28 protein-coding genes are annotated in these 24,924 nt (G+C 73.3%); 12 read left to right on the top strand and 16 right to left on the bottom strand.

Annotation, left to right across the window (positions count from 1 at the left end; genetic code table 11):
- Positions 1 to 113 precede the first annotated feature (113 nt).
- Together ACP6CK_RS12355 and ACP6CK_RS12350 are read right to left on the bottom strand one after the other, a co-directional pair.
- Entirely contained in the window at positions 114 to 428 is a 315-nt protein-coding gene (locus tag ACP6CK_RS12355; RefSeq protein ID WP_426959262.1) for a hypothetical protein, read from the bottom strand.
- A 10-nt stretch (positions 429 to 438) separates the two neighbouring features.
- Complete coding sequence (locus ACP6CK_RS12350; protein WP_426959261.1) at positions 439 to 642, bottom strand: hypothetical protein; 204 nt, start codon at positions 640 to 642, stop codon at positions 439 to 441.
- A 124-nt stretch (positions 643 to 766) separates the two neighbouring features.
- On the opposite strand from ACP6CK_RS12350, the gene ACP6CK_RS12345 reads away from it, so the two are divergent.
- On the top strand, positions 767 to 1,135 hold the full coding sequence (locus ACP6CK_RS12345; RefSeq protein ID WP_426959260.1) for a DUF952 domain-containing protein: 369 nt from the start codon (positions 767 to 769) through the stop codon (positions 1,133 to 1,135).
- A gap of 10 nt (positions 1,136 to 1,145) precedes the next feature.
- Here ACP6CK_RS12345 and ACP6CK_RS12340 read toward each other — a convergent pair whose 3' ends face one another.
- The 3 genes from ACP6CK_RS12340 to ACP6CK_RS12330 form a co-directional block, all read right to left on the bottom strand.
- The gene (locus tag ACP6CK_RS12340; RefSeq protein WP_426959258.1) at positions 1,146 to 1,769 is read right to left on the bottom strand and encodes a glutathione S-transferase family protein; all 624 of its coding nucleotides are present in this window, start codon (positions 1,767 to 1,769) and stop codon (positions 1,146 to 1,148) included.
- An 8-nt stretch (positions 1,770 to 1,777) separates the two neighbouring features.
- Positions 1,778 to 2,818, bottom strand: a complete 1,041-nt coding sequence (locus ACP6CK_RS12335) for a hypothetical protein (RefSeq protein ID WP_426959257.1) — start codon at positions 2,816 to 2,818, stop codon at positions 1,778 to 1,780.
- A 71-nt stretch (positions 2,819 to 2,889) separates the two neighbouring features.
- Complete coding sequence (locus ACP6CK_RS12330) at positions 2,890 to 3,735, bottom strand: DMT family transporter (protein ID WP_426959256.1); 846 nt, start codon at positions 3,733 to 3,735, stop codon at positions 2,890 to 2,892.
- Between the two features lie 124 nt (positions 3,736 to 3,859).
- On the opposite strand from ACP6CK_RS12330, the gene ACP6CK_RS12325 reads away from it, so the two are divergent.
- Together ACP6CK_RS12325 and ACP6CK_RS12320 are read left to right on the top strand one after the other, a co-directional pair.
- Positions 3,860 to 4,918, top strand: coding sequence for a quinone-dependent dihydroorotate dehydrogenase (locus ACP6CK_RS12325; RefSeq protein ID WP_426959254.1), 1,059 nt, complete (start codon positions 3,860 to 3,862; stop codon positions 4,916 to 4,918).
- Positions 4,918 to 5,772: a TIGR01459 family HAD-type hydrolase gene (locus tag ACP6CK_RS12320; protein ID WP_426959253.1), complete on the top strand. Its 855-nt coding sequence runs from the start codon at positions 4,918 to 4,920 to the stop codon at positions 5,770 to 5,772. Before ACP6CK_RS12325 ends, ACP6CK_RS12320 begins: the two co-directional genes overlap by 1 nt.
- Before the next feature lies 1 nt (position 5,773).
- Here the strand turns inward: ACP6CK_RS12320 and ACP6CK_RS12315 are convergent, their stop codons facing one another.
- Positions 5,774 to 6,604: a nitroreductase family protein gene (locus tag ACP6CK_RS12315; protein ID WP_426959252.1), complete on the bottom strand. Its 831-nt coding sequence runs from the start codon at positions 6,602 to 6,604 to the stop codon at positions 5,774 to 5,776.
- A gap of 111 nt (positions 6,605 to 6,715) precedes the next feature.
- On the opposite strand from ACP6CK_RS12315, the gene ACP6CK_RS12310 reads away from it, so the two are divergent.
- A complete protein-coding gene (locus tag ACP6CK_RS12310; protein ID WP_426959251.1) occupies positions 6,716 to 7,960 on the top strand; it encodes a multidrug effflux MFS transporter in 1,245 nt (414 codons plus the stop codon).
- Between the two features lie 70 nt (positions 7,961 to 8,030).
- On the opposite strand, the gene ACP6CK_RS12305 is transcribed toward ACP6CK_RS12310, so the two are convergent.
- Positions 8,031 to 8,225: a hypothetical protein gene (locus tag ACP6CK_RS12305; protein WP_426959249.1), complete on the bottom strand. Its 195-nt coding sequence runs from the start codon at positions 8,223 to 8,225 to the stop codon at positions 8,031 to 8,033.
- Between the two features lie 139 nt (positions 8,226 to 8,364).
- On the opposite strand from ACP6CK_RS12305, the gene ACP6CK_RS12300 reads away from it, so the two are divergent.
- Complete coding sequence (locus tag ACP6CK_RS12300) at positions 8,365 to 8,709, top strand: Hpt domain-containing protein (protein ID WP_426959247.1); 345 nt, start codon at positions 8,365 to 8,367, stop codon at positions 8,707 to 8,709.
- Here ACP6CK_RS12300 and ACP6CK_RS12295 read toward each other — a convergent pair.
- Positions 8,649 to 11,312 carry a response regulator gene (locus tag ACP6CK_RS12295; protein WP_426959245.1) on the bottom strand — a complete coding sequence of 888 codons (2,664 nt, stop codon included), beginning with the start codon at positions 11,310 to 11,312 and terminating at the stop codon, positions 8,649 to 8,651. The two genes, ACP6CK_RS12300 and ACP6CK_RS12295, sit on opposite strands and share 61 nt — an antisense overlap.
- Positions 11,313 to 11,466: 154 nt before the next feature.
- Here ACP6CK_RS12295 and ACP6CK_RS12290 point away from each other — a divergent pair, with 154 nt between their 5' ends.
- Complete coding sequence (locus ACP6CK_RS12290) at positions 11,467 to 12,171, top strand: substrate-binding periplasmic protein (protein WP_426959244.1); 705 nt, start codon at positions 11,467 to 11,469, stop codon at positions 12,169 to 12,171.
- Between the two features lie 36 nt (positions 12,172 to 12,207).
- On the opposite strand, the gene ACP6CK_RS12285 is transcribed toward ACP6CK_RS12290, so the two are convergent.
- Positions 12,208 to 13,185, bottom strand: coding sequence for a tripartite tricarboxylate transporter substrate binding protein (locus tag ACP6CK_RS12285; protein WP_426959243.1), 978 nt, complete (start codon positions 13,183 to 13,185; stop codon positions 12,208 to 12,210).
- A 74-nt stretch (positions 13,186 to 13,259) separates the two neighbouring features.
- Entirely contained in the window at positions 13,260 to 13,958 is a 699-nt protein-coding gene (locus ACP6CK_RS12280; RefSeq protein ID WP_426959242.1) for a GntR family transcriptional regulator, read from the bottom strand.
- Between the two features lie 109 nt (positions 13,959 to 14,067).
- Between ACP6CK_RS12280 and ACP6CK_RS12275 the strand changes: the two genes are divergently transcribed.
- The 3 genes from ACP6CK_RS12275 (at position 14,068) to ACP6CK_RS12265 (ending at position 17,178) form a co-directional block, all read left to right on the top strand.
- Positions 14,068 to 15,291 carry a CaiB/BaiF CoA transferase family protein gene (locus tag ACP6CK_RS12275; RefSeq protein ID WP_426959241.1) on the top strand — a complete coding sequence of 408 codons (1,224 nt, stop codon included), beginning with the start codon at positions 14,068 to 14,070 and terminating at the stop codon, positions 15,289 to 15,291.
- Between the two features lie 3 nt (positions 15,292 to 15,294).
- Complete coding sequence (locus ACP6CK_RS12270) at positions 15,295 to 16,110, top strand: enoyl-CoA hydratase (RefSeq protein ID WP_426959240.1); 816 nt, start codon at positions 15,295 to 15,297, stop codon at positions 16,108 to 16,110.
- Between the two features lie 99 nt (positions 16,111 to 16,209).
- A complete protein-coding gene (locus tag ACP6CK_RS12265; protein ID WP_426959239.1) occupies positions 16,210 to 17,178 on the top strand; it encodes a Bug family tripartite tricarboxylate transporter substrate binding protein in 969 nt (322 codons plus the stop codon).
- 124 nt (positions 17,179 to 17,302) lie between these two features.
- Here ACP6CK_RS12265 and ACP6CK_RS12260 read toward each other — a convergent pair whose 3' ends face one another.
- Positions 17,303 to 18,469 (bottom strand): hypothetical protein, encoded by a 1,167-nt coding sequence (locus ACP6CK_RS12260; protein ID WP_426959238.1) that lies wholly within the window; start codon positions 18,467 to 18,469, stop codon positions 17,303 to 17,305.
- 105 nt (positions 18,470 to 18,574) lie between these two features.
- Positions 18,575 to 19,294: a M48 family metallopeptidase gene (locus tag ACP6CK_RS12255; protein WP_426959237.1), complete on the bottom strand. Its 720-nt coding sequence runs from the start codon at positions 19,292 to 19,294 to the stop codon at positions 18,575 to 18,577.
- A 103-nt stretch (positions 19,295 to 19,397) separates the two neighbouring features.
- Here ACP6CK_RS12255 and ACP6CK_RS12250 point away from each other — a divergent pair, with 103 nt between their 5' ends.
- On the top strand, positions 19,398 to 20,519 hold the full coding sequence (locus tag ACP6CK_RS12250; protein WP_426959236.1) for an acyltransferase family protein: 1,122 nt from the start codon (positions 19,398 to 19,400) through the stop codon (positions 20,517 to 20,519).
- On the opposite strand, the gene ACP6CK_RS12245 is transcribed toward ACP6CK_RS12250, so the two are convergent.
- Genes ACP6CK_RS12245 through ACP6CK_RS12235 form a run of 3 tightly spaced genes read right to left on the bottom strand, consistent with a single transcriptional unit; the run spans position 20,500 to position 22,240 of the window.
- Positions 20,500 to 20,814 carry a cupin domain-containing protein gene (locus ACP6CK_RS12245; protein WP_426959235.1) on the bottom strand — a complete coding sequence of 105 codons (315 nt, stop codon included), beginning with the start codon at positions 20,812 to 20,814 and terminating at the stop codon, positions 20,500 to 20,502. The genes ACP6CK_RS12250 and ACP6CK_RS12245 overlap by 20 nt on opposite strands.
- A 2-nt stretch (positions 20,815 to 20,816) precedes the next feature.
- Positions 20,817 to 21,755 (bottom strand): dihydrodipicolinate synthase family protein, encoded by a 939-nt coding sequence (locus tag ACP6CK_RS12240; RefSeq protein ID WP_426959234.1) that lies wholly within the window; start codon positions 21,753 to 21,755, stop codon positions 20,817 to 20,819.
- On the bottom strand, positions 21,752 to 22,240 hold the full coding sequence (locus ACP6CK_RS12235) for a YcgN family cysteine cluster protein (RefSeq protein ID WP_426959233.1): 489 nt from the start codon (positions 22,238 to 22,240) through the stop codon (positions 21,752 to 21,754). The genes ACP6CK_RS12240 and ACP6CK_RS12235 overlap by 4 nt, the downstream gene beginning before the upstream one ends.
- Before the next feature lie 38 nt (positions 22,241 to 22,278).
- On the opposite strand from ACP6CK_RS12235, the gene ACP6CK_RS12230 reads away from it, so the two are divergent.
- Entirely contained in the window at positions 22,279 to 22,788 is a 510-nt protein-coding gene (locus ACP6CK_RS12230) for an MmcB family DNA repair protein (RefSeq protein ID WP_426959232.1), read from the top strand.
- Between the two features lie 88 nt (positions 22,789 to 22,876).
- Positions 22,877 to 23,416: a DUF4142 domain-containing protein gene (locus ACP6CK_RS12225; protein ID WP_426959231.1), complete on the top strand. Its 540-nt coding sequence runs from the start codon at positions 22,877 to 22,879 to the stop codon at positions 23,414 to 23,416.
- A gap of 48 nt (positions 23,417 to 23,464) precedes the next feature.
- Here the strand turns inward: ACP6CK_RS12225 and rfaE1 are convergent, their stop codons facing one another.
- Positions 23,465 to 24,916: a D-glycero-beta-D-manno-heptose-7-phosphate kinase gene (gene rfaE1, locus ACP6CK_RS12220; RefSeq protein ID WP_426959906.1), complete on the bottom strand. Its 1,452-nt coding sequence runs from the start codon at positions 24,914 to 24,916 to the stop codon at positions 23,465 to 23,467.
- Positions 24,917 to 24,924: the final 8 nt, after the last annotated feature.

Here is a 24,924-nt window from a genome sequence, read left to right as displayed (position 1 = left end):
GGACCCCGCGATCTCCCTTATGCGACGCGGGTGCAGGGGGCATGCCTGCCCCCCTGCTGGATAGGCCCTGGGGAAGGCAACGCCTTCCCCAGGGCCATCAGGTCAGACCCGGATCAATCCTCCGCAGGGCCAGACAGGCGCTGCACCGGGGCATCCCGCCCCAGGCGCCCGCGCTCCTCCATCGCGCCGAGCCGGCGCGCGAGGTCCGCCATCGCGACGGCCGCCGCCGAGGTGGCCGAGGCCGCGGCGGCGCCCTCGCAGCGCGCGATCACCACCTCCTCCCGCATCTCCAGCGCCGTGACGCGCTTCTCCAGCGCGGCGATCCCGTCCGTCAGCTTCTGGATGGCGGCGCCGTGCTTCTCCTGGACCTCGAAGGCCCGGTCGACGGAGCGGACGAGCTTGAGGAGGTTGCCGATCGTGCCGCTCACCGCGGCGTGCCTAGCCGAGGTTCCTCAGGAGCTGGTCGGCCCGCTGCACCGCCTCGACCGAGCGACGTTCCAGCCGGTCCACCAGGACCCGCAGGTTTGCCCCGGCGCGTGCGGAGGAGAGGGACTCGGGCGGCGCGCCGGCACGCCGATCGGCCGCGCCCGGGGTGGCCCGGACCGTCCTCGGCGTCGCTGACTTGTTCCCGGTCCTGCTCATCGGGGCCTCCATGGCCCGGAATATAGGGACCGTGGGGGCGGTTCCGCCAGCACCGCGCCGGGGACGGGTGGTCCGGAACGCGCGGGCATGCGATGGGCCGGCAAGACGCGCGCTGGGAGGCAGGATGACGACCGGACCCGAGCCCCTGATCCACACCTTGATGCGCGACGCCGACTGGCGCGCCGCGCAGGAGGCCGGCGCCTATCACGGCAGCGCCGACGACCGGCGCGACGGCTTCCTGCACTTCTCCGCCGCCGCCCAGCTTCGCGCCACCGCGGCGAAGCACCGCGCGGGCGTGCCCGACCTCTGGCTGGTCAGCGCGGACGCCGCCGCGCTGCGCCGCCACCTGCGCTGGGAACCCGCGGCCGGCGGCAAGCGGCCCGGCCTCTTCCCGCATCTCTACGCGCCGCTGCCGGTGTCGGCGGTGCGCGGCGCCATCCGCGTGCCGCTGGGCCGCGACGGCCTGCACCGCTTCCCGGACTGGGTTCCCTGATCCATCGCCGTCACGGGATGCCGTTGCACCCGTGCTCCCGGAACCCGCTCCGCCCGCCGAGCCGCGCGTAATACGCGTGCACGGCCGGATAATCCGGCCGCTCCATCGGCGTCATGAGCCAGCGGTTCACCGACAGGCCCAGCACCACGTCGGCGAGGGTGAACCCGTCCCCCAGGACGAAGGCGCCGGTCGCGGCCAATTGCCGCTCCAGGATGCCGATGACCGCATTCCACCCGGCGACCCCGGCCGCGATGGCGGCCGGATCCTGGAGGGCGGGGTCACGCCGCACCAGCGCGGTGAAGGCGCAGCGCCAGGCGGTGTTCAGCTCGGTGGCCTGCCAGTCCATCCACCGCTCCACCAGCGCGCGCCCGCGCGGCGTGTCGGGCAGCAGGTCCGTCCGCCCGTGCTTCGCCGCGAGGTAGCGGCAGATCGTGTTCGACTCCCAGAGGCTCCCCGCCTCGTCCACGATCACCGGCACCATCGCGTTCGGGTTCAGCGCCAGGAATTCGGGGGAGCGGGTGGAGGCGAAGCCGCTCCCCCAATCCTCCCGCTCATGATCCAGCCCGATCTCCGCGCAGGTCCACAGCACCTTGCGCACGTTGATCGAGCTGGCCCGGCCGAGAACCCGCAGCATCGCCCCGGTTACCGCCGCTCCCCCACGTTCCGCCCGATCCAGCCGACGAGCCAGTCCGCCAGCTCGATTGAGTTCCGGTCCTGCATCAGCATGTGGGAGTTCCCGCGAATGCCGATCTCCGGCAGCACGACGTGCTCCACGCGCCCGCCGGCCGCGTTCGCCGCGCGCGTGAAGTCGCGGCACATCTGCAGCCGCGGCGCCCAGCGCGGCGATTCCTGGACGTAGTCGCCCCACAGGATGAGGATCGGCATGTCGCGATAAGGCGTCATGTCGGAATCCGCCGCCGGACAGGCCCCGGGCTCGATCGAGACGATCCCGGCAATCCCCGCCCGGTTCATCGCCGCCGTCTGGAAGGGATAGATCCCGGACTGCGAGTGGCTGATCAGCACCGCGCCGTTCAACTGCCGCGACAGCTCTCCCATCGCGACCACGGTCGGATTGGGGGACGGCGTGGAGAAGTTCCAGTCCGGCACCATCTGCCGCCAGAACTCCGCCTGCGCCTCCAGCGGGAACTGCATCCCCGGGAAGACCTCGGGGTGCTGCCGCCCGAAGCGGAAGATCGCCCAGGCATCCTCCTGCGAGGCGTGGAAGACGGTCGGCAGCCCGTCCACCCCCGTACGTCCCATCCGCACCGCGTTCATCGTGGTGGGATTCCCGGCCGACCGCCCGCGCCACGCCTGGTCCACGACATAGGTCGGGAAGCCGCGCCGGACGAAGACCTCGTCCCAGCCCATCCGCCCGTCCGGCGTCGTCTCCCAGGTCTTGCCGGTCAGGCAGCAGCCGTGGATCAGCACCAGCGGCGGCCGGGACCCGGCCTCGGCCGGCACCTGGTAGCGCACGTACATCTGGTCCACCGCAATGGTCCCGTTCGGCCCATAGGCCGGCAGGGTGGACAGCGTGTCGGACCGGACGCTCCGCCCGCCGACGAAGAAGGAGCCCTGACGGGCGATGGAGACCGGCCCGTCCAGGGACCCGGTGGTCTGCGCCAGGGCGGGCAGGGACGCGGCGGCCAGCAGGGCCGCGAGCCCCGCGATCCACGGCTTGGACATGATTCTCTCCCGGATTCCAGGGCCCTTCGCCGGCCCGTGCCCCGAGCCTAGCGGCGGCCGGGGAGGGGTGGTCAATGCGCCCCGCGCCGCTGCGCCATCAGCCCGGCGAAGGCGACCACCGCCGCCCCCACCCAGGTCCAGGCGCCTGGCCAGATGCCCCAGACCACCACGTCCATCACCACCGCGAAGAGGAGCGCCGAGAATTCCAGGGGGGCGAGCGTCGCCGCGCTCGCGTGGCGGAAGGCGGCGGCCAGCGCGATCGTCGCCGCGCCCGCCAGCACCCCGTTCGCACTCAACGCCGCGAGGTCGCCCCAGGAGGGCGTGGCCCATTCGAGCGCCGCCCAGGGCGCCAGCACGAGCAGGGCGGGCAGGGAGGTCCAGAGGATCAGTCGCGCCAGCCCCGGCTCGTCCCGCAGCACGCGGTTCAGCACCAGCACGGCCGCGTGGCAGAAGGTCCCCAGCAGCGCCCAGGCATAGGCCCCCCAGGACCCGCCCGCCGAGAGTCCCGGCCAGAGCGCGATCAGCACGCCGCAGAACCCCACGCCGCACCAGGCCCAGGCCCGCGCCGGCACGCCCTCCCGCAGGACCAGCCGGAACAGCGCCAGCAGGATGAAGGGCGCGGTGAAGTAGACGAGGTAGCCCTCCGCCAGGGGAAGGGTCCGCAGCGCCAGGAAGAATCCGGCCCCCGATCCGACCATGCACAGCGCCCGCAGCAGCTGCATCCCCGGCCGGCGCGTGCGCATCCCGCCCCCGGCATTCCGCACCGCCAGCCGCGACGCCCCCAGCAGCCCCAGCAGCACGGCGTAGCGCATCACCAGCACCTGGCTGACGTGATACCCGCCCGACAGCAGCTTGGAGTTCGCGTCCAGCACCGCGAACAGCCCCAGCGCGGCCAGCATCAGCAGCGGTCCGCGCAACCCCGTATGCCCCCGTTCCCCACCCGCGCCCTGTGCCGCCCGCGGCGCCCCCCGTCAACGCGGGGCATCCCGCCCGGGCAGGGCCCCTGGCGCCCCCTGCCGCGCTGCGGCAAACCCCGTTCCGATGCGCCCCGCCCTCGCCTCCGCCCTCATGCCCCTGACCCGGGCCCTGGACCCGGAGACCGCCCACAACCTCGCCCTGCGCGCGCTGGACTGGGGCCTCGCCGGTGCCGACACGGCGCCCGACGACCCGATCCTCGCGACCACCTTTCTCGGCCTGTCCGCGCGCAACCCGCTCGGCCTTGCGGCCGGCTTCGACAAGAACGCGGCGGCCGTCCTGCCCCTGATGCGCCTCGGCTTCGGCGCGGTGGAGGCGGGCACCACCACGCCCCGCCCGCAGGTGGGCAGCGACCGCCCGAGACTCTTCCGGCTGGAGGAGGACCGCGCGGTCATCAACCGCATGGGGATGAACAACCGCGGGCTGGAGGCCTTCGCCGCCCGCCTCGCCGCCCTGCCGCGCCCGTTGCCCGCGATCCTCGGCGCCAATATCGGCATCAACAAGGAGGGCGCGGAGCCCGAGCGCGACTACCCCGCCTTGTACGAGGGCGTCGCACCCCACGCGGACTACGTCGCCGTGAACGTCTCCTCCCCCAACACGCCGGGGCTGCGGGACCTGCAGGGCGAGGCGCGGCTGGCCGCCATCCTGGACGCCACCATCGCCGCCCGCGCCGCCCTGCCGCGGCGCCCGCCCATCCTGGTGAAGATCGCCCCCGACCTGGCCGAGGACGCCGTGGAATCCCTCGTCGAGACCTGCGCCGGACGCGACATCGCCGGCCTGATCGTCTCCAACACCACCATCGCGCGCCCGGACACGCTGCGCTCCGCGCACCGCGGGCAGGCCGGCGGCCTGTCCGGCCCGCCGCTCTTCCGCGCATCCACGGAACTCCTGCGCCGCGTCCACCGCCTCTCGCGCGGCCGGCTGACGCTGGTCGGCTGCGGCGGCGTGAGCAGCGCGGAGGACGCCTACGCGAAGATCCGGGCCGGCGCCTCCCTCGTGCAGCTCTACGCCGCCTTCGCCTATGAGGGCCCCGCCCTCGTCCCGCGCCTGAAGCGCGACCTCGCAGCGCTGCTGCGCCGCGACGGCGTGAAACGCGTCGCCGACGCCGTGGGAGTGGACGCCTGATGCGCATCCTCGACGGCGTCGCGGAACTCGCGCGGCGCTACCGCGGCTTCATCCTCGACATCTGGGGCGTGGTGCATGACGGCCACGCCCTCTTTCCTGGCGTGGCGGATGCGCTGGCACGGCTGCACGGCGCCGGGGCGCGCATCGTCTTCCTGACCAACGCCCCGCGCCGTTCCAGCGTGGTGGAGGCTCAGCTCACCCGCCTCGGCGTGGACCGCGCGCACTACGTCACGGCGATGAGCAGCGGCGAGATCACCTGGCGCCTGCTGCGCGACCGCACCCGTCCCTACGTCGCCGCGCTCGGCCCGCGCGTGCACGCGATCGGCATCCATGGCGACCTCTCCGTGGCCGACCTCGGCTTCACCGTCGTGACATCGCCCGAGGAGGCCGACTGGGTCCTGAACACCGGCCCCGATCCGGAGCGCGGCCGCCTCGACCTCACCCGCTACCAGCCCGAGCTGGACGCCTGCCGCGCCCGCGACCTGCCGATGATCTGCGTGAACCCCGACCGCCGCGTCGTCTCCGGCGGCCGCCTCCTCCTCTGCGCCGGCGCGCTGTCCGAGCGGTACGCCGAGATGGGCGGCCGCACGCTGGAGGTCGGCAAGCCCGATCCCGCCACCTACCCGCACGCGCTGGAGCCGCTCGCCCTGCCGAAGGATGCGGTGGTCGCGATCGGCGACAGCCCGCACACCGATCTCGCCGGCGCCCAGGCGGCCGGGCTGGACGCCATCTGGGCCCTCGGCGGCCTCGCGGCCGAGGAAGGGCTGGGCACGGCGGATTCCGAGACGCTCGCGGCCCGCGCCCTGGCCGAGGGCGTGGCGCCGCTGGCCGCGCTGCGCGCCCTGCGCTGGTGAGCTACTCCAGCCGGAACCCGCGTCCCCGGACATAGGCGCCAAACCCCGCGCGCTCCGGGCGCGCGTATTGCCGCGTCACATCCTCGGACCAGCCATAGGGCTCAGCGGTTCCGAACCGGGCCGCGGCGCGCTGCTTCGCGAAGGGCTTCTGCGCGATCCGCCGCACATCCGCCTCCGCCACGTGCTCCGGCAGCGCCGAATCGTCGAAGCGGTCCACATGCACCGTCGCCCCCAGCGGCAGGCGCGGGCTCATGACGCCCGGCCCCGCCGGCCAGCCCATCGCCAGCCCGGCATAGGGGAAGACGTGCTCCGGCAGCCCCAGCAGATCCGATACGGCCCCCGCCTCGTTCCGCAGCACGCTCAGCGGGCAGCAGCCCAGCCCCACCGCCTCCGCGGCCACCACCAGCCAGCCGAGCAGCACGGCCGCGTCCGTCGCCGCGTTGAAGAAGGCGTCCAGGTGGTCATTCGCGAAGGGATGCCCGCGCATCCCGTGCAACCGCCGCTGCCGCCGGTTGTTGCCGCACACCACCAGCAGCACGGGCGCCTGCGGCAGCCAGTCCGCGGCGGGCGCCAGCGCCTCCACGGCCCGGCGCAGCGCGGGATCGCGCACCACCACCACGTCCCGCTGCTGCAGGTCGCTCTTGCTCGGCGCCGAGAAGCCGGCTGACAGCACGAGGTCCAGCAGCGCCGGTGCGACGGGCGCGTCGCGGAAGGCTCGGCAGGACCGGTGCGCGGCCATCCGCGCCAACGTCTCCGATCCGCCCGCCTCCTCCGGCGGGACGGGCGCTCCGGCGCCAAAGCGCTCGCGCAGCAGGGCCTGCAAGGTCGTCATGTCCATCGCCCCAGGCTGCCCCAGCGGGCGGCGCGCGCCAACGTGACGCGCCCCGGGTGGCCCGCCGGGGCCATGGCGCCTAGCCTCCCGACCGAACCTCCGGAACCCAGAATGAGTCCGCGCGACCTGGCGCACGACCCGCCGCCCGACCTGAGCCCGAGCCCCGCGGAGGCGCCGCCGCACCGCGTGCCGGCCCTCTGGCTGTTGGTGGCGATGACGGGCATCGGGCCCTTCACGATGCAGATCATGATCCCGTCGTTGCCGCTCATCGCGCGGGATCTCGGCGTGTCCTACGGCGTCGCGCAGCTCACCCTCGCGCTCTACCTCGCGGGCGTCGCGCTCGGGCAGCTCCTCTACGGCCCGCTGTCGGACCGCTTCGGGCGGCGGCCCGTGCTGCTCGCGGGCCTCGGCCTCTTCGTCGTCGCCTCCGCCCTCGCCTCCGCGGCGGCGGGGATCGTCACGCTCACCCTCGCCCGCGTGGCACAGGCGGTCGGCGCCTGCACCGGCATGGTGCTCGGCCGCGCCATCATCCGCGATGTCTGGCCGCGGGAGCAGGCGGCCAGCCGCATGGGCTACGTCGTGATGGGCATGACGATCGCGCCGATGGTCGCCCCGATGCTCGGCGCGGTGCTGGAGAACCATTTCGGCTGGCGCGCCACGATGATCGCCTGCCTGCTGGGCGGGCTGCCGGTGATCCTCGCCACCTGGCATCGCCTGCCCGAGACGCTGAAGGAGCCCCAGCCGCTGCCCGGCCTGCGCGGCATGCTGGAGGCCTATCTCTCCCTTCTCCGGCTCTCCGCCTTCCGCTGGATCGCCGGGGTGAACGCGGCCTCCATCGGCTGCTTCTTCGCCTTCATGTCCGGCGCGCCCCTCGTCTCGGAAGCGATGGGCAAGACGCCCCGCGATTACGCCACCGCCTTCCTCTGCATCTCCGTCTCCTTCGCCTGCGGCTCCTGGATCGCCGGGCGCTACTCCTCGCGGCTCGGCACGGCGCGGATGCTGTGGACCGGGCTGCGCATCGGCGTGGTCGGGGCGGTGGCGATGCTCGCCATCCAGCTCCTGCTGCCCCACACGCTGCTCGGCTTCTTCCTGCCGATGGCGGTGATCGCGCTCGGCAACGGCATCAGCATGCCCAACGCGGTGGCCGCCGCGGTGTCGGTGCGGCCGGAACGGGCCGGCACCGCCTCCGGCCTGCTCGGCGCCACGCAGATGGGCGTCGGCGCGCTCCTGACCGTCCTGACCGGCGCGCTGGAGGGCGGCGCCGGGATCGCCACGGCGATCGTCATGGTGGCCTGCGGCACCGCCGCCATCCTCGCCCTGCGCCGCGTGCCGCTGGCGACCGTCGGGGGCGGCTGAGATGCGCCGGCGCAGGGCCCGGAGAGCCCGGCCCGCCTTCCCCGGCAGGGCCGCCCTCCGGCGATCTCCCCTAGCGCCGGGTGTTGGGGTCCACCCGGTCGCCCACCCAGTTGCCCGCACGCTCCAGCGCCGAGCCGGTATCCCGCGCGGCGGTCCCCACGGCGCTGCCGGTGCGGTCCGCCGCCCGGTCCACGGCCCGTCCGGCGCGTTCCCCGGAGCCGCAGGCGGCGAGCACAAGAAGGGCGATCAACGACGCGGCGCGCATGGGGACCTCCACCAGCAAAGGCCGCGATTCCGCGGCGCCCGACACGCCTCTGTCAACGTGCCGGCGCGCAGCCGGAGCTTGGCCGGATCGTTGACCCATCCCGCAGCTTCTGCGACGTATCCTGCGGCCTGAGGATGCCATGACCCCAGCAATTGATCCCGAGGTGGCCGGGCAACTGGCCGCGGAACTGCCGCGCGACGTGTTCATCGGGATCGTGAAGACCTTCGAGGAGGATCTCGCCCGGCTCGTGCGCCAGATGGTGGAGGCCGCGCGGGCCGGCCGGCCGGAGGATTACCGCCGCGCCGCCCACGGCCTCGCGGGCGCGGCCGGATCGATCGGCGCCAAGTCGCTGGAGGCGCTGGCGCGGCAGGCGATGCGGTCGGACGACGCGACCCCGGTGCAGCAGATGCTGACCGAGGTCGGTCAGGAGGCGCGCGCGGCGCTGACCGCGCTCTCCGCCCTCGCGGCCGGCGCCGCGCCGTAGCCGCGTCCCGGCCCGATGCCGAGCGCCCCCATCAGCTGCTCCCGCTGCACGGGCTTCGAGAGATAGTCGTTCATCCCGGCGTCGCGGCACTGCCGCTCGAACTGCGGGCCCACCGCCGCGGTCAGGCCGATGATGCGGGTGCGGCGGTTCGCGCCGGCGCGGCGGATCTCCCGCGTCGCCTCCAGCCCGTCCATGACCGGCATCTGCAGGTCCATCAGGATGACGTCGAAGGGCGTGGTGCGCGCGTTGTTCACCGCCTCCTGCCCGTTGTTGGCCACCGAGACGTCGGCGCCGATCCGCGCCAGCAGGGCGCGCATGAGGATCTGGTTGGTGGCGTTGTCCTCCACCAGCAGGATGCGGAGCCCCGGCCCCTCCGGCACGGGCGGCGATTCCGGCGCGGCCGGCGCGGGCGCGCGCGCCGTGGCGGGTGACAGGGCGTGCAGCAGCGCCTCCATCAGCCGTCCGGGCAGCGCCGGCTTCAGCAGCATCGCATCCACCAGCCCGGGCGCCGCCCCCCCCTGGACCTCGGCGCCGGAGGAGGAGCAGAGGACGATCGCGGGCCGGCCGAGCAGCGGCTCCTCGTGCCGGATGCGCTCGGCCACCTCCGTGCCTGACAGGCGCGGCATGTTCGCGTCCAGGATCACCGCGTGGAAGGGCGTGCCGCGCTGCGCGGCCAGCCGCATCACCGCCAGCGCCTGCTCCCCGCCATCCGCTGCCATGGCGGCGGCGCCGGCGGCGGCGAGCTGGCGCACCATGATCTCCCGGTTCAGCAGCAGGTCGTCCACGACCAGCACGCGGCGGCCGGCGAGGGAGGCGGGCGGCTCCTCCCGCGGCGCGGCCTCGTCCACCACGATCCAGAAGCGGAAGACGCTGCCGCCGCCGCGCCGCGGCGTCGCCTCGATCCCGCCGCCCATCTGTTCCGCCAGCTTGCGGCAGATCGCGAGGCCGAGGCCGGTGCCGCCGTACTTCCGGCTGATCGAGGCATCGGCCTGGGTGAAGCGCTCGAACAGCATCGGCACCTTGGAGGGCTCGATGCCGATGCCGGTGTCCGCCACGGAGCAGGTCAGGCGCAGCGCCCCCTCATCCTCCCCGGACTCGATGGGGCTCGCCTGGACGGAGACCTCGATCCAGCCGCTCTCCGTGAACTTGATCGCGTTGCCGACGAGGTTGAACAGGATCTGCCGGAAGCGCCCGGGATCGCCGACCACCTGCCGCGGCAGCTCCGGCGGCAGGGAGGCGACCAGCTCCACCCCCTTCGCCGCGGCGCGGGCGGCGAAGAGCTCGACGATCGTGCTGATCTCGTTCTCGATGGTGAAGGTGATCCGCTCCTGGTCGATCATCCCGGCCTCGAGCTTCGAGAAGTCGAGGATGTCGTTCAGCACCATCAGCAGGTGCTCGGCCGAGCCCTGGATCGTCTCGGCGTAGCGGCGCTGGAGCCCGTCCATCGGGGTATCGAGCAAGAGGCCGGTCATGCCGATCACGCCGTTCATCGGCGTGCGGATCTCGTGGCTCATCGCCGCGAGGAACTCCTCCTTCGCGCGCGTGGCGGCGCGGGCCTCGCGCTCGCTCTCGGCCAGGGCGTCGCCCTGCTCCTTCAGCGCGGCGGCCTGGCGGGACATGAGCCAGAGGGCGAACATCATGATGCCGGCGATGGCGATGCCGCCGGCGATCAGCAGGGCGCCGAGCCGCTCCACGCCCTCGAAGGCCGCCGACTTCCGCCGCGCCGCCTCGATCACCAGCGTGCCCTGCCGGATCGTGGAGAAGGCGGCGAAGACCTCCTGCCCGTCCTGGTCCCGGCCGGAATAGGTGCCGCTCTCCCGACGTGGCAGGAAGTCCCGGAACAGCCAGGCGGTCGGGTTCGCCTCGCCCACGCCGTCCATGCTCCCGTCGGAGCGCGCCAGCAGCAGGCCCGACAGGGAGTGGATGCGGACCGTCACGCCGAAGGCCTCGGCGTGGCGGCGGGAGATGGAGATGAGGTAGTCGGGGTTCAGCAGCGCGACCGCGGCGCCCGAGAAGTCGCCGCGCGGCGTCCGCAGCCCGCGGGCCAGCGGGATGGACCAGATGCCCGCCGCCTGGATGGCGCGCGCCTGCATCGCCGCCGAGCCGCCGAGGAAGCGCCCCGCCTCCGGCGTGCCCAGCCGCAGGGACGGCCCGCCCAGGCGCAGCACCCGGAACCAGTCCCGGTCCGCGACCGAGAGGCCGCGCAGGCTCTCGACCGTGGAGGCGGAGACCTGGCCGTTCACGTCCACCATCAGCACGGCGCGGAGCTGCGGCACGTCCCGGATTCGCCCGGCGAGTGCCCGGGTCGAGGCGGCGGCGTCCGACTCCCCGGCGCGCTCGGCCATGTCCAGCAGGACGAAGTCCACGGTCTGGATGGCGCGGGCCAGCTGGTCCGCCATGGCGGCGGTCACGCCGAGGACGAGCCGCTCCGCCTCTCCCGAGGCTTCGCGTTGGCCCCGGTCGAAAAGGATGAGATACACGGCCGCGAGGCAAACGCCGACCACCACGATCGTCGCGGCGAAAAGACGCCACGGGCGCGGGTCAGCCGGCTGGGCGGCCCCGAGACCGAGGACGCGGCGGAGAGGAGAGGGTTGTTCGTCCATGCGTCCCGCGACTCTCGCCATTATTGCAGCCGCGGCGGTAATTTTCGAGACCGTTCTCCCGTCTCTCCCCCGGGCCCAGCCCGCGACCGGGGCCGGCCGCCCCGCGGCGGCCCCGCCCCGGCCGGCGGAACGGCCGGTCCTGAGCCGGCTGGAGGTGGTGCGCCTTCGCGGGGAGCTGCTGGTCTGCACCAGCACGGACCTGATGTCCCTCGCCTGGCGCAACACCCGGAACGGGGAGCTGGAGGGGCTGGACACCGACATGGCCCGGGCCTTTTCCGCCCGGCTGGGGGTCCGTCCCGTCTTCGTGGAGACGACGCCGGAGACGATGCTGCCGGCGCTGGAGGGCGGGCGCTGCGACGTGGCCATGGGCGGCGTCGGCATCACCCCCGGGCGGGCCGCCCGGGTGGCCTTCACCAAGCCTTATCTCACCGGCCCCATGGCGGCGGTGACCAGCCGCAGCAGCATCCGGGTCCGCACCTGGCCGGACATGGACCGGCACGGGGTGGTGGTCGCCGTAGCCGCCGGAACGATCGCGGAGGAGCTGATCCGCGACCACCTCCGCATCGCGGAGATCGCGGTGGTCCGTGCCCCCCAGACGCAGGAGCAGGAGATCCTCTCCGGCCGGGCGGACGTCTTCGTCACCGACACGCCCTATGCCCGCCGGCTGCGGGACGATGATTCCTGGCGCGTGATGGACGCCCCGCGCAGCCTCGGCGAGACGCTCTACGCCTACGCCGTGCCGCGGGGGGACGCGGCCTGGCTGGCGGAGGTGAACGGCTTCCTCGCGGGCGTGAAGTCGGACGGAACCCTGGCCCGCTCCGCCCAGCGCTGGGCGGTGACGGGGATGCTGACGCCCTAGGCCGGCATCCGTCGTCCGGGGGAGGGGGCCCTCTCCCTACTCGATCCGGATGTGGCCTTCCCGGATCACGCGCGACCAGCGGGCCTGCTCTGCCCGGATGAAGGCCGCGAATTCCTCGGGCGTGTTGCGGCGGGTCACGACGTTCAGCCCGGCGAGCCGCTCCGCGATCTCCGGCGCTTCCATGGCGTCGTTGTAGGCAGCGTTCAGCCGGGCAACGATCGCGTCCGGCGTGCCGGCCGGGACAAAGACCCCGTTCCACTCCGTCGCCTCGTAGCCCGGCAGGGTCTCCCCGACCGAGGGCAGGTCCGGGAAGGCCGCCAGACGCCCCGTGCCGGTGTGCGCGATGGCCCGGATGGTTCCCGCCCGCACGAAGCCGGTGGAGGAGGAGGCGTTCGAGAAGAAGTGGTTGATCTGGCCGGAGATGACGTCCGTCAGGGCGGGCCCACCGCCGCGATAGGGCACGTGGTTCACCGGGATCCCCGCCGCCTGCCGGAACAGCTCCAGCGCCATGTGCTGCACCGACCCGTTGCCGGAGGAGGCGAAGTCCAGCCCGCCCGGCCGCGCCTTCGCCGCCGCGATCACGTCCGCCACCGTTCGATAGGGCATGGAGGGCGTGACGACGAGAAGGTTCGGGACGCTCGCCGTCTGCACCACCGGCCGCAGGTCCCGCCAGAGGTCGAAGGGAAGCTGCATCAGGTAGGGGTTGATGGCCTGTCCCGTCGAATCATAGAGCACCGTGTACCCATCCGGCGCCGAGCGCGCGGCGGAGGAGGCGCCGATGGAGCCGGCGGCGCCCGGGCGGTTCTCGATCACCAGGGTCTGGCCGAGGATCGCGGAGACGCGGGGCGCCAGGATCCGCCCCACCGTGTCCGCCCCGCCGCCGGGCGGCCAGGGGATCACGAGCCGGATCGGGCGGTTGGGCCAGTCCCCGGCCGGGCCGCCCTGGGCGCGGGCCCGCAGGGCCGGGGCGGCGAGGGTGGCCGCGAGGATCGCGCGTCGCGTGGCCCTGGTCATTCTTGTCCTCTCCCCGGTGCGCGGCCGCCCGGCGCAGGCTGTTCAGGCGTCGGGCAACTCTGGCACCAGGATATTCAGCCGCCCCGCGCCGGGACAACGCCCCGGCCCGTCAGGTCCAGGGAGCCCAGCCAGCGCCGCCGGCCACCATTCACATGCGCCTCCCCCACCGCGCGGGCGCGCTCGGCGTCCCCGGTCTCGATCGCGTCGAGCATGGCGGCGTGCTCCGCGTTGCTCTCCCGCATGTTCGGCGGGGCGCGCAGGACGAGCTTCCGGGTGAGGTGCGCCTCCTTCACCAGCCCGCGGTAGAGGGCGGCGCTGCGGCGATGCTCCGCGGCGTCCAGCATCGCGTCGTGGAAGTCGAGGTTCTGGCGGTAATAGAGCCCGGCATCCCCGGCCGTGATGGCCGCGTCCATCTCCGCGACGCGGGCGCGGAGGGCGGCGAGCGCCCCGGGCGTGATCCGCGCGGCCAGCAGGGCGCAGTTGAAGCCCTGGAGCACGGCGCGCATGTCGTAGATCTCGGCCAGCTCCTCGGGCTCGATCCGGCGGACATGCATGCCCTGGCCGGCGGCGCCGGCGGCGACCAGCCCGTCCCGCTCCAGCCCCCGCAGCGCCTCCCGCAAGGGACCGCGGGAGAGGCCGAGGCGGGCGGCAAGCGCGACCTCGTTCAGCCGCTCCCCCGGCGGCAGGGCGCCGTCGAGGATCAGGCGCTCCAGTTCCGCCCGCGCGCGCCCGACCAGGGAGGCGGAGGCGGCCAGGGGTGCGGGGCCATCCATGCTCGGCAGGGCATCACGGCCCCGGCATCCTGTCAACAGCCTGTTGACAGGCACCGCGACCCGCGAGCAGTTTCCGCCGCGAACGAGGGCGCGAACCAGGGAGGGTACCATGACCGACGCGTTGCCGCAGGCCGGAACCGGGGAACAGACCGGCGGGCCGTCCACCGCGCTGTCGCGCTTCAAGGTGCTGGACCTCACGCGCGTCCGCTCCGGCCCGACCTGCGTGCGCCAGCTCGCCGACTGGGGCGCGCAGGTCATCAAGATCGAGATGCCCGAGGGGCTGGACCAGGGCGACCCGATGGGCGGCCCGCGCGGGGGGCCGGACTTCCAGAACCTGCACCGCAACAAGCGCGGCCTGACCCTGAACCTGAAGGAGAAGGAGGGCGTCGAGCTCCTGAAGCGCCTAGCGAAGGACGCGGACGTCATCGTCGAGAACTTCCGCCCCGACGTGAAGGACCGGCTGGGCATTGGCTACAAGGACCTCTCCGCCATCAACCCGCGGCTGGTCTACGCCTCCATCTCCGGCTTCGGGCAGGACGGGCCCTATGCCGGGCGGCCGGGCTTCGACCAGATCGCGCAGGGGATGGGCGGGCTGATGTCCATCACCGGCCTGCCGGGGCAGGGGCCGGTCCGCGTCGGAATCCCCATCGCCGACCTCTGCGCCGGCATCTTCGCGGCCCAGGGCATCCTCGTCGCGCTGCTGGAGCGGGAGGTGTCGGGCAAGGGCCAGTGGGTGCAGACCTCGCTGCTTCAGGCGCAGGCCTTCATGCTCGATTTCCAGGCCAGCCGCTGGCTCCAGGCCGGGGAGGTGCCGAAGCAGGCCGGCAACAACCACCCGACCTCCATCCCCACGGGCGTCTTCAAGACGAAGGACGGCCACATCAACATCGCCGCCACCGGCAACGCGATCTGGAAGCGCTTCTGCGAGGTGCTGGGCAAGGCCGACTGGCTGGTGGACCCGCGCTTCAAGGACAGCGCCGGCCGCTCCACCAACCGAGACATCCTGAACCCGCTGATCGAGGCGGAGATCGCGAAGGACACGAGCGAGTCCTGGGTGGAGCGGCTGAACGCTGCCGGCGTGCCGGCCGGGCCGATCTACACCATTGATAAGATGTTCGACGACCCGCAGGTGAAGCACCTGGGCATCGCCGCCACGCTGAATGACGGACTGCGCTCGCAGACCTATGTCGCGCAGCCCATGACGCTGTCCCGCACGCCCAGCGCCATCGTCACCCACCCGCCCGCCATCGGCGAGCATACCGACGCGATCCTGCGCGAGGCCGGCTACACGGACGAGCAGATCGCCGATCTTCACAAGCGACAGGTGGTCTGAAGGATGACGGACGCCCTCCCCGCGCGGGACCTCGGCACGGACAAGATGCTCGCCCGGAAGGAGGGCGGCGTCGGCTGGATGATCTTCAACAACCCCGCGCGCCACAACGCCGTCTCGATGGAGATGTGGTCGGCGGCGGAGCGCATCCTGGCCGACTTCGCGGCCGATCCGGAGGTGCGCGTGCTGGTCGTGACCGGCGCGGGCGGGAAGGCCTTCGTGTCGGGCGCCGACATCTCGAAGTTCGAGAGCGAGCGGAGCAGCGAGGAGGCGGTCGCCGCCTACAACGCGCAGGCCGCCCGGGTCTATGACGGGCTGCACGCTTTCCCGAAGCCGACGATCGCGATGATCCGCGGCCACTGCATCGGCGGCGGCGCGGCACTGTCCGTTTGCTGCGACATCCGCGTCTGCGAGGAGGGCTCCGGCTTCGCCATCCCCGCCGCGAAGCTCGGCCTGGGCTATGCGCTGGCCGGCCTCTCGCGGCTGACGAACCTCGTCGGCCCGGCCTTCGCGAAGGAGATGTTCTTCACCGCCCGCCGCTTCTCCGCGCAGGAGGCGAAGGAGATGGGGCTGGTGAACCGCGTGACGACGGCCGACGCGCTGGAGGCGACGGTGCGGGAGATGGCCGACACCATCGCCGGCAACGCGCCGCTGACCGTCACCAGCGTGAAGCGCATCATCAACGAGGCGGTGAAGGGCCCCGCCGCCTGGGACGAGCCCGCCTGCGCCGCGCTGGTGAAGGCGTGCTTCGACAGCCAGGACTACATCGAGGGCCGCCGCGCCTTCATGGAGAAGCGCAAGCCCGTCTTCCAGGGCCGCTGATTCCCGCCGCCCGCGCGCTGGGGCGCGGGCGGCCGCCTGACCAAGACAATGACCGTCGTCCCCCGCGAAGAGGGGACGCGGCCCGACGAGGAGAGGTTCATGTTCCAGAGACGCGCCGTGATGGGCGCGGCGCTCGCCGCCCCCTTCATCCGCCCGGCCGCCGCGCAGGGCGAGTGGCCCAGCCGCCCGATCCGGATCGTCGTCGGCTTCGCCGCCGGCGGCTCCACCGACATCGCGACGCGGGTGATGCAGCCGAAGCTGCAGCAGATCCTCGGCCAGCCGATCGTCATCGACAACCGGCCGGGCGCCGGTGGGAACCTCGCCACCGAGATCGTCGTCCGGGCCCCGGCCGACGGCTACAACTTCCTCATGGGCACGATCGGCGCGCTGGCGATCAACCCCACCATGTACTCCAACCTCGGCTTCGACCCGCAGACGGACCTGACGCCGGTGGGGATGGCGGGGAACGTGCTGAACGTGCTGGTGGTCCCGGCGGACCGGCCCTGGCGCAACGTGCAGGCGCTGATCGAGGCCGCGAAGGCGGCCCCCGATACGATCACCTACGGCTCCTCCGGCATCGGCGGCGCCGGGCACCTCGCCGGGGCGCTGCTGGACCAGCTGGCGGGCGTGAAGACGGTGCACGTGCCCTATCGCGGCGGCGGGCCGCTGATGACGGACCTTGTCGGCGGGAAGGTGGACTACGCCTTCTCCACCGCGCCCACCGCCCTGCCGCAGGTGGAATCCGGCCGGCTGCGGATGCTCGCCGTGCCGACGCTGCAGCGCCTGCGCACGCACCCCAACACCCCCACCGTGGCCGAGACCCTGCCCGGCTACGAGGTGGCGAACTGGTACGCGCTGGTCGGTCCGAAGAACCTGCCACGCCCGATCGTGGACCGGATGAACGCGGCGATGCGGGAAACCCTGCAGGACCGGAGCGTCGCCTCGACCCTCGAGGGGCAGGGGGTGGAGCCGACCCCGACCACCCCGGAGGAACTGGCCCGCTTCATCCGCGACGAGACGGCGAAATGGGCGCCGATCGTCCGCGCGACGGGCGCACGGCCGGAGTAGCGGCAGGTTTCCGTGACGGCGGGAAGAGCCCGCATCCGAATTCCGCGGCCCTGATAGAAGAAGATGAGTGGGGGCATGGGGGGAGAGAATTCCTTCTCTCCCCCGGAGTCGCCCGCCTGACCGATCAGCCGTTCCGCCGATCCCGCGGCGGCTCCGTGCCGCCCAGCCTTGCGGCGAGAAGCGCGAGATCGAGCTGCCGCCGGCACCCGGTCTTCCGGCGTACCGCGGCCAACTGGGTCCGCAGCGTCTCCACCGACACGCCGCGGGCCGCCGCGATGGCCGAGAGCGTCCTGCCGGCCGCCAGCCCGGCCGCCAGCGCGCCCTCCGCGGCCGTCAGGTCGAAGGCGTCGCGCAGCAGGCCGGCGGCCGGCAGGGGGGCCTGGGCCATGTCGCTGACGAGGATCAGGGCACCCTGGAATGAGGGCCCGTCGCCGCCCGGGCGGTGCCGCACCGGGATCGCCTCCGCGAGGTAGGGAAGGTTCCCGCCCACCCGCGGGATGACGAAGCGGCCGGCGCCCTCCATCAGGCGGAGCCGGCCCGCCGCCGCGGCCAGGGCCGCCGTGATGGCGGTGTCCGCGGTCCGGGCCGCCGCCGGCGTCAGGGGCAGCAACCCGCCCCGGCCGAGGACGAAGCCATCCCCCCGGGACGCCATCCCCCGCAGCGCGGCGTTCGCGAAGACCATTCGCCGATCCATCCCGACCAGGCCGGCGCCGCGGCCCATGGCGTCCAGCGCCGCCTCCGCCGCCCCGGCCGGCGGCGCGTCCGGCAGGCGGGAGAGGGCGGAGAGGACCCGCTGGAGGTGGGGGGCCACGGCCTGCAGGAAGGCCTCCTCGCGTGGCCCGAAGGGCTCGGCGCCCATGCCGCGGTGGGTGGCGAAGCCACCGACCATGCCCCGCGCGTCCGGGAACTTCACGGCCAGGCAGTGGAAGGGGCTCTCGTGGTGCCGCGCGAACTCGTTCCAGAAGAAGGAGCGGGAGAGGTCGGGCGCGGGGACATGGCGGGTGAAGTTGACCAGCCCCGGCGGCAGGGTGGGGGCGAGGCGGAGCCAGGGGTCATGGGCGATGAAGCCGGCCCGGTAGGCCTCGAAGGCCTCGGGCGAGATCCCGACGACGGCGGTGACGTCGCTGCCGGTCGGCGCCCCGCCCTCGAAGGACGCCATCTGGGTCAGGTGCGACCGGGCCCCGAGGATCCCGGCAAGGCGGTCGAGGATGTCCACCAGGGGCGAGCGGTCCAGCACGGCCGCATAGAGATCGAGGGCGATCGCCTGCGGGTCGGCCGGATCATTCTCCATTCTTAATGAAATCCGGTGCGAGAAAAGGGGGCGGCGACCTGCTTTCTCACATTCTCGCGCGCGATGGAACGGAAGGAGTTCACCCGAACGGGTGATCGCTGCGTCTCAGCCGACCCTGAGCAGGGTGGGGCCGTTCCGGCGCAACCAGTCCTGCGCGGCCTCCCGGTGCGGGGTCAGGCGGGATACCTGGGCCCAGAAGCGGTCGGAGTGGTTCAGCTCCCGCAGATGGGCCACCTCATGCGCCACGACGTAGTCCAGCACCCAGTCCGGGGCCATCACGAGGCGCCAGGAGAAGGCGAGGGTGCCGTCCGGCGCGCAGCTCCCCCATCGGGACCGCGTGTCCTTCAGGATGATCCGCTTCGCCCGCACGCCCAGCGCCGCGGCATGCCCCGCGACGAGGACGGTGATCCGGCGCTTCGCCTCGGCCTTCAGGAAGTCCAGGGTTCGGCGGGCGAGGAAGGCGACGTCGCCCGCCACCACGATCTCCCCGCTCCAGAGGATGGCAGGCCCGCGGGCGTTCGGATCGTGCCGGATGGCATGGGGCACGCCGCCGATCGGGATGCGCTGCCCCTCCGCCAGCGGCACATTGGGGGAAAGGCTGTCCAGCCGTTCCTTCACCCACGCGGCGTGGGTCGTCAGCAGGCTCATCCCGGCCTTGCGTCCGGAGCGGAGCGGCAGGGTGACGATCACCTCCCCGGCGCGGGGATCGATGCGCAGCGAGACGCGGCGGGCACGCGCAGACCGGTTCCAGCGCACCGGGGTCGGGGTGGGCAGGGCCAGGGGATGCGCGCGGAGCGGGATGCTCTCGGTCTCGTTATGTTCCATTAGGCCCATGTTGCCCCGGCGGGGACCGGCGTTCAACGACTTGACAGAGTTGTGCGGAAACGGGTGGTTCGGTGCGATGCAGCAAACGAGTGGGATCAAGGATTTGCAAGCGGCGCCGGGGCGGATCGCCTTCGCTCAGGCCTTGCGCGGCCTCGCGGCCTTCTCGGTGTTGCTGAGCCACTACACCGAGCACTTCTGGCACCAACCGGCGGTTGCGGCGGCGTTCCTCTCCGCCCCGGTCTGGGAGGGGCCGGTGCCGGGAATGGTGCGGCCGCATGAATGGCTGCCCTATGGCTTCGCCGGGCATTTCGGCGTGGCGGTCTTCTTCCTCGTCAGCGGCTTCGTCGTGCCGCTCTCGCTGCTGGACCGGACGCGGGTGGGCTTCGCGGCGGGGCGGGCGCTGCGGATCTGGCCGACCTACGCCGTGGGGCTGGGCCTGACGATGGCCGCGGTCTGGGCCTGCGCGCACTGGTTCGGCCGCGCGGTGCCCTTCGGCCCGGAGCTTTGGCTGGCGCACCTGCTCTTCGCGCAGGACCTGCTGGGCCGGGGCACGATCGATGGGGTGAGCTGGACGCTGGCGATCGAGGTCCGGTTCTACCTCCTCTGCCTTCTCCTCGCGCCGGCGCTGCGGGCGGGGACGGTATGGCCGCTCTCCGCCGCGGGCGTCGTCCTGGTGGCCGTGACGGCGCCCCTGGCCGGCCTCGTGGCCCCGCCCTGGCGCGCGGCCGCGGGAGAGCTCGCGGTCAGCGCGACGATGATCTCCTTCATGCTGGTCGGGGCCGTCTTCGCCGCCCGCCACCGCGGCACGGCCGGGCCGGGGGCGTGCCTCGCGGCGGCCGCGCTGCTGCTGGCCACCTTCTTCCGGGGATGGGCGGGCGGGGAGATGGCGGCGCAGACCGTGCCGGGCATGATCGCCTACGGCGCGGCGCTGATCCTCTTCGCGGTGCTCTTCGGCCTGCGCGGCCGGATCCGGCGGATCCCCGGGCCGCTCGAGGCGCTCGCTCGGATCAGCTACCCGCTCTACGTCGTGCACGCGATGGCGGGCTACGCGGTGATCCGCGTCCTGCTGGACCTCGGCTGGTCGGCCGCGGCCGCGGTGCTGGCGGCGGCGGCGGCGGCCTTCGCGGCCGCCACCCTGCTGCACCTTCTGGTCGAGGCGCCGACCCAGGCGCTGGCGCACCGCCTGGGCCGCGTCCCGCGTCCGGTCAGCCCGGGCGCGCCTTGAACTCGATCTCCACGAAGGAGAAGGAGGTCTCCCCGGCATTGACCACGTTGTGCTCGATCCCCGGCGGGCGGGTGTAGGAGGCGCCGGCCAGCATCGTCACCTCCCGCGTCGCGCCGCCGGGCTCCTCCAGCAGCATGGCGCAATCCGTCACCGGCACGACGAGATAGGCGAAGCCATGCCGGTGCCAGCCGGTCTCCGCGCCGGGGGGGAAGTCCCAGCGCGTCGTGCGGGCGAGGTCATCGTCCGACTGGACGGTGGCGACCGCCGGCACCCGGCAGCGGAGCGGCTCGCTCATGGCTATTCCGCCGCGCGCGCGAGGCCGAGGCCCGGCAGGGGCAGGGCGCCCGCCTCGTCCCAGGCCTTCCACACCGCCTCGGCCTGGGCCGGGGTGACGGGCGTGTTCGGCGGCCGGATGTGGCGCCAGGCGTCGTCGCCGCTGGCGCGCGCCAGCACCTCCCGCAGCCCCGCGATCAACGGCACGGAGGAGGCGGCGGCGCGGCACTTGTTCACGATGGCCTGGGCGGCGTCCGCCTCCGGCCCCGTGCGCTTCTGGTACACGACCTGGGAGAAGCGGGCGCAGAGGTTGCTCGCCGCCGTGATGCAGCCCGCGCCGCCGATCGCCAGCATCTGCTGGAGGTGGTTGTCGGCGCCGGGATAGACCTCGAAGCCGCGGGGCGCGAGCGCCTCGATATAGGCGGTGGTGTTGGCGGCGTCGCCGGTGCTGTCCTTCACGCCCTTCAGCACCTCCGGATAGGCGTCCAGCAGGCGGGTCAGCAGGGAGACGGTCAGCGGCACGGCCGACTGCTGCGGGAAGTTGTAGACATAGACCTTCACGCCCCCGCCGATCCGCTCGATCGCCTCGGAGAAATAGGCGTAGAGGCCCTCTTCCGACGGGTTCTTGTAGTAGAAGGGCGGCAGCATCAGCACGCCGGGGCAGCCGGTGTCGCGGGCATGGCGCGACAGCTCGACCGTGTCGGTCAGGTTGGCGGTGCCGGTGCCCGGCATCAGCTTCGCCGCGGGGATGCCGGCCTTCACCAGCTCCTCCAGGATCGCCTTGCGCTCGCCGAGGCCGAAGGACGCCGCCTCGCCCGTGGTGCCGAGCACGCCGAGGCCGTTGCAGCCATTCGCCAGCAGCCAGCGCGCATGGGCGGCGGTGCGGCCGTGGTCCGGCGACAGGTCGGCGTTCATCGCCGTGAGCAGCGCGGCGTTCACCCCGCCGTAGAGCGCATCCTTCATGGGGTCTTCCCCTCCCTCCGAGTGATCCGCCTTGGCCGCGGGAAGCGGCCGGGCCAGGCGGTGATGTGGTCTTCCAGCGGCCCCGCCTCGCGCTCCGGCACGGCGCGGCCGCGGACGGAGGCGCCGGCGCGGTGGACGCTGTCCGGGTCGCCCGTGAGCAGCGGGTGCCAGTCCGGCAGGTCCTTGCCATCCGCGACGAGGCGGTAGGCGCAGCTCGGCGGCAGCCAGTCGAGGTCGCGCACGTCCTCTGGCGTCAGGCGGACGCAGTCGGGCACGCGGGCCTGGCGGCCGGGATAGTCCTTGCAGCGGCAGGACTGCGTATCCAGCAGCCGGCAGGCGACGTTGGTGAAGTGGACGCGCTCCGTGTCCTCGTCCCGCAGCTTGTGCAGGCAGCAGCGGCCGCAGCCGTCGCACAGGCTCTCCCACTCGGCATCCGTCAGGGCGTCGAGGGGCTTGGCCTTCCAGAAGGGTGGCGCATCGGACACGGGCCGTCCCTAGCACCCCCGCGGCCCCTCGCGGAAGCTTGACGCGTCGCGGGACTCGGCGCGACACGGGGACGATGCCGCTGGACCTGACCATCCCGGAGCGCACGGCCACCACCTGCCGGGCCGCCATGCGCTTCTGTGCCCGCAACCGCTGGGCCCCCCTGGCCGAGATGCCCATCCCCTGCGGCCGGCGCCTGGACGTGATGGCCCTGACGCCGGAGGGCTGCCTCTACGCCATCGAGGTGAAGTCCGGCCCGCGCGACTTCCTCTCCGACCACAAGTGGGAGGAGTACCGGGACTGGTGCGACCGGCTCTACTTCGCCGTGGACATCGACTTCCCGCAGGACCTCCTCCCCGAGGATGTCGGCCTGCTCGTCAGCGACGGTTTCGAGGCGGTGCTGGTGCGGGAGGCGCCGCACCGGGCGCTCGCGGGGGCGCGGCGGAAGTCCCTGCTGCACCGCTACGCCGTGCTGGCGGCCGGGCGGCTGGCCGCGGTCTGCGACCCGGTCGGCGCGCAGGAGATGCGCGCCGCGCTGCTCTGCGAATAGCGACCTGCCGCTCCCGCCTACGCCAAACCGTGCGCAGCGCGCCTCGTTCTTCTCGCCATGCCCGCCAGGGGCCAAGCAGGAGAACGCCATGTCCTTTGATCGCCGCACGCTCGCGCTCGCGCTGACCGGCGCCGCCATCCTTCCCGCCGCCGCCATGGCCCAGCAGGCCGCGCCGCGCGCGAACACCCCGCCCCAGAACATGTCCGGCGTGGCGCCCGACCAGCTCGCGATGCGCACGCACGAGGCGGGGACCTTCTCCCTGATGACCGCCCGCGTCGGCGTGGAGAAGGCGACGAATGCCGACGTGAAGCGCTTCGCCCAGTTCGAGGTGCAGGAGCAGGAGGGCGTCGCCCAGGCCATGCGCCTGGCCGGCCACAACTTCCCCGAGCCGCGCTTCGAGGGCGAGAAGGCGCAGATCCTCCAGCGCCTGCGCGGTGCGGGCAGCGGCAACGAGTTCGACATGATGTTCCTGCAGGTGCAGGAGCAGGGACATCAGGAGCTGCTGAACCTCACCACCGCGATCATGCAGGGCAATGCCCCGGCGCCGGACAAGATCATGGCGACGCTGGCGAACGGCCAGATCAAGGAGCACCTGATCCTGATCGGCCTGATGCGCGGCCAGCGCTGACGCGGACGCGGCGCGGCGGTTCCCGCCGCCGCGCCGCATTCGCAACCGCTAACCGCGGATGCGCGCCACCGTGGCCGAGGTGGAGTTGCCCGGCAGCAGCTCGGCGAGGCGGACAACGCCGCCCCATTCTTGCACCTCCTGGTTCCCGACCACCTCGTCCACGCGGTAGTCGGCGCCCTTGACCAGCACGTCCGGGCGGATCACGTCGATCAGCGCGAGGGGCGTGTCCTCATCGAACAGGGTGACGAGGTCCACGGCCGCGAGCGAGGCGAGCACGGCGGCGCGCGCGGCCTCGCTCTGCACCGGGCGGGTCGGGCCCTTCAGGCGGCGCACGCTCTCATCCGCGTTCAGGCCGACCACCAGCCGGTCGCACCAGCTCCGCGCCTGCTCCAGCAGGTGAACGTGGCCGGGGTGCAGCAGGTCGAAGCAGCCATTGGTGAAGCCGATGCGCCAGCCCCGCTGACGCCAGCGCTCCGCCATCTCCGCCGCCTTCATGCGGGAGACGACCTTGCGCAGCGCGCCACGCTCGGCGGTCAGGGAATCCAGGATGTCGGAATCCCGCGCCACCGCCGTGCCGACCTTCCCGACGACGAGGCCGGCGGCGATGTTCGACAGGCGCGCGGCGATCGCCATGGGCAGCCCGGCCGCGAGGCCCGCGGCGACGATCGCCACCACCGTGTCGCCGGCGCCGGAGACGTCCGCCACCTCCGCCGCCTCGGCCGGGAAGTGCTGGACGCTGTCGCCCTCCAGCAGCGTCATCCCGTCCTCACTGCGGGTGACGAGCACGGCGCCGAAGCCGTGGCGGTCTCGCAGCGCGCGGGCGGCCTCCACCAGGGACGGCTCGCTCTCCACGCTCATCCCCGTGGCCTGGCGCAGCTCCTTGCGGTTGGGCGTGATCAGGTCGGCCCCCGCATAGAGGGAGTAGTCGTCGCCCTTGGGGTCCACCACCACGCGGCGGCCTGCGGCATGGGCGGCGGCGATCAGGCGGGACGGCACGTCCCCGGCCAGCACGCCCTTCGCGTAGTCGGACAGCACCATGACCTTCGTCGCGGCGACCGTGTCCTGGGCGATGCGCACCAGCCGGTCCGCCAGCCGCGGATGCACGGCGCGGGCGATCTCCTGGTCGGCGCGGAGGAGCTGCTGGCCATTGGCGACGAAGCGCGTCTTCGTGGTCGTGGCGCGGCCACCCTGCACCAGCAGCCAGGGCTCGACGCCCGGCTGGCCGCCGATCAGGCCGGTCAGGTCGGAGCCCGCCTGGTCATCCCCGACCACGGACAGGAACGCGACGGCCGCGCCGATGGCGGTGAGGTTCCGCACCACGTTGCCGGCGCCGCCGGGCATGGCGACCTCCCGCTCCACCGACAGGACGGGGACGGGAGCCTCCGGCGAGATGCGGTTGACGGTGCCGTAGACATAGCGGTCCAGCATCGCGTCGCCGACCACGAGGACGGAGGCGCGGCGGAGGGCTCGGACGGCCTCGGACAGGTCGGCGGTGCCCATGGGGGGGA

Source organism: Muricoccus radiodurans, assembly GCF_050154705.1.
Taxonomy (GTDB): Bacteria; Pseudomonadota; Alphaproteobacteria; order Acetobacterales; family Acetobacteraceae; genus Roseomonas; species Roseomonas radiodurans.
Note: the sequence above shows the minus strand (reverse complement) of the source record. Positions and strands in the feature narration are given on the sequence as shown.

Excerpts from the sequence above, each read along its gene's own strand:
- ACP6CK_RS12350 (WP_426959261.1), bottom strand. The coding sequence starts at position 642 with ATGAGCAGGACCGGGAACAAGTCAGCGACGCCGAGGACGGTCCGGGCC.
- ACP6CK_RS12345 (WP_426959260.1), top strand. The coding sequence starts at position 767 with ATGACGACCGGACCCGAGCCCCTGATCCACACCTTGATGCGCGACGCC.
- ACP6CK_RS12340 (WP_426959258.1), bottom strand. The coding sequence starts at position 1,769 with ATGCTGCGGGTTCTCGGCCGGGCCAGCTCGATCAACGTGCGCAAGGTG.
- ACP6CK_RS12335 (WP_426959257.1), bottom strand. The coding sequence starts at position 2,818 with ATGTCCAAGCCGTGGATCGCGGGGCTCGCGGCCCTGCTGGCCGCCGCG.
- ACP6CK_RS12325 (WP_426959254.1), top strand. The coding sequence starts at position 3,860 with ATGCGCCCCGCCCTCGCCTCCGCCCTCATGCCCCTGACCCGGGCCCTG.
- ACP6CK_RS12320 (WP_426959253.1), top strand. The coding sequence starts at position 4,918 with ATGCGCATCCTCGACGGCGTCGCGGAACTCGCGCGGCGCTACCGCGGC.
- ACP6CK_RS12315 (WP_426959252.1), bottom strand. The coding sequence starts at position 6,604 with ATGACGACCTTGCAGGCCCTGCTGCGCGAGCGCTTTGGCGCCGGAGCG.
- ACP6CK_RS12310 (WP_426959251.1), top strand. The coding sequence starts at position 6,716 with ATGAGTCCGCGCGACCTGGCGCACGACCCGCCGCCCGACCTGAGCCCG.
- ACP6CK_RS12305 (WP_426959249.1), bottom strand. The coding sequence starts at position 8,225 with ATGCGCGCCGCGTCGTTGATCGCCCTTCTTGTGCTCGCCGCCTGCGGC.
- ACP6CK_RS12300 (WP_426959247.1), top strand. The coding sequence starts at position 8,365 with ATGACCCCAGCAATTGATCCCGAGGTGGCCGGGCAACTGGCCGCGGAA.
- ACP6CK_RS12295 (WP_426959245.1), bottom strand. The coding sequence starts at position 11,312 with ATGGACGAACAACCCTCTCCTCTCCGCCGCGTCCTCGGTCTCGGGGCC.
- ACP6CK_RS12285 (WP_426959243.1), bottom strand. The coding sequence starts at position 13,185 with ATGACCAGGGCCACGCGACGCGCGATCCTCGCGGCCACCCTCGCCGCC.
- ACP6CK_RS12280 (WP_426959242.1), bottom strand. The coding sequence starts at position 13,958 with ATGGATGGCCCCGCACCCCTGGCCGCCTCCGCCTCCCTGGTCGGGCGC.
- ACP6CK_RS12275 (WP_426959241.1), top strand. The coding sequence starts at position 14,068 with ATGACCGACGCGTTGCCGCAGGCCGGAACCGGGGAACAGACCGGCGGG.
- ACP6CK_RS12270 (WP_426959240.1), top strand. The coding sequence starts at position 15,295 with ATGACGGACGCCCTCCCCGCGCGGGACCTCGGCACGGACAAGATGCTC.
- ACP6CK_RS12265 (WP_426959239.1), top strand. The coding sequence starts at position 16,210 with ATGTTCCAGAGACGCGCCGTGATGGGCGCGGCGCTCGCCGCCCCCTTC.
- ACP6CK_RS12260 (WP_426959238.1), bottom strand. The coding sequence starts at position 18,469 with ATGGAGAATGATCCGGCCGACCCGCAGGCGATCGCCCTCGATCTCTAT.
- ACP6CK_RS12255 (WP_426959237.1), bottom strand. The coding sequence starts at position 19,294 with ATGGAACATAACGAGACCGAGAGCATCCCGCTCCGCGCGCATCCCCTG.
- ACP6CK_RS12245 (WP_426959235.1), bottom strand. The coding sequence starts at position 20,814 with ATGAGCGAGCCGCTCCGCTGCCGGGTGCCGGCGGTCGCCACCGTCCAG.
- ACP6CK_RS12240 (WP_426959234.1), bottom strand. The coding sequence starts at position 21,755 with ATGAAGGATGCGCTCTACGGCGGGGTGAACGCCGCGCTGCTCACGGCG.
- ACP6CK_RS12225 (WP_426959231.1), top strand. The coding sequence starts at position 22,877 with ATGTCCTTTGATCGCCGCACGCTCGCGCTCGCGCTGACCGGCGCCGCC.
- rfaE1 (WP_426959906.1), bottom strand. The coding sequence starts at position 24,916 with ATGGGCACCGCCGACCTGTCCGAGGCCGTCCGAGCCCTCCGCCGCGCC.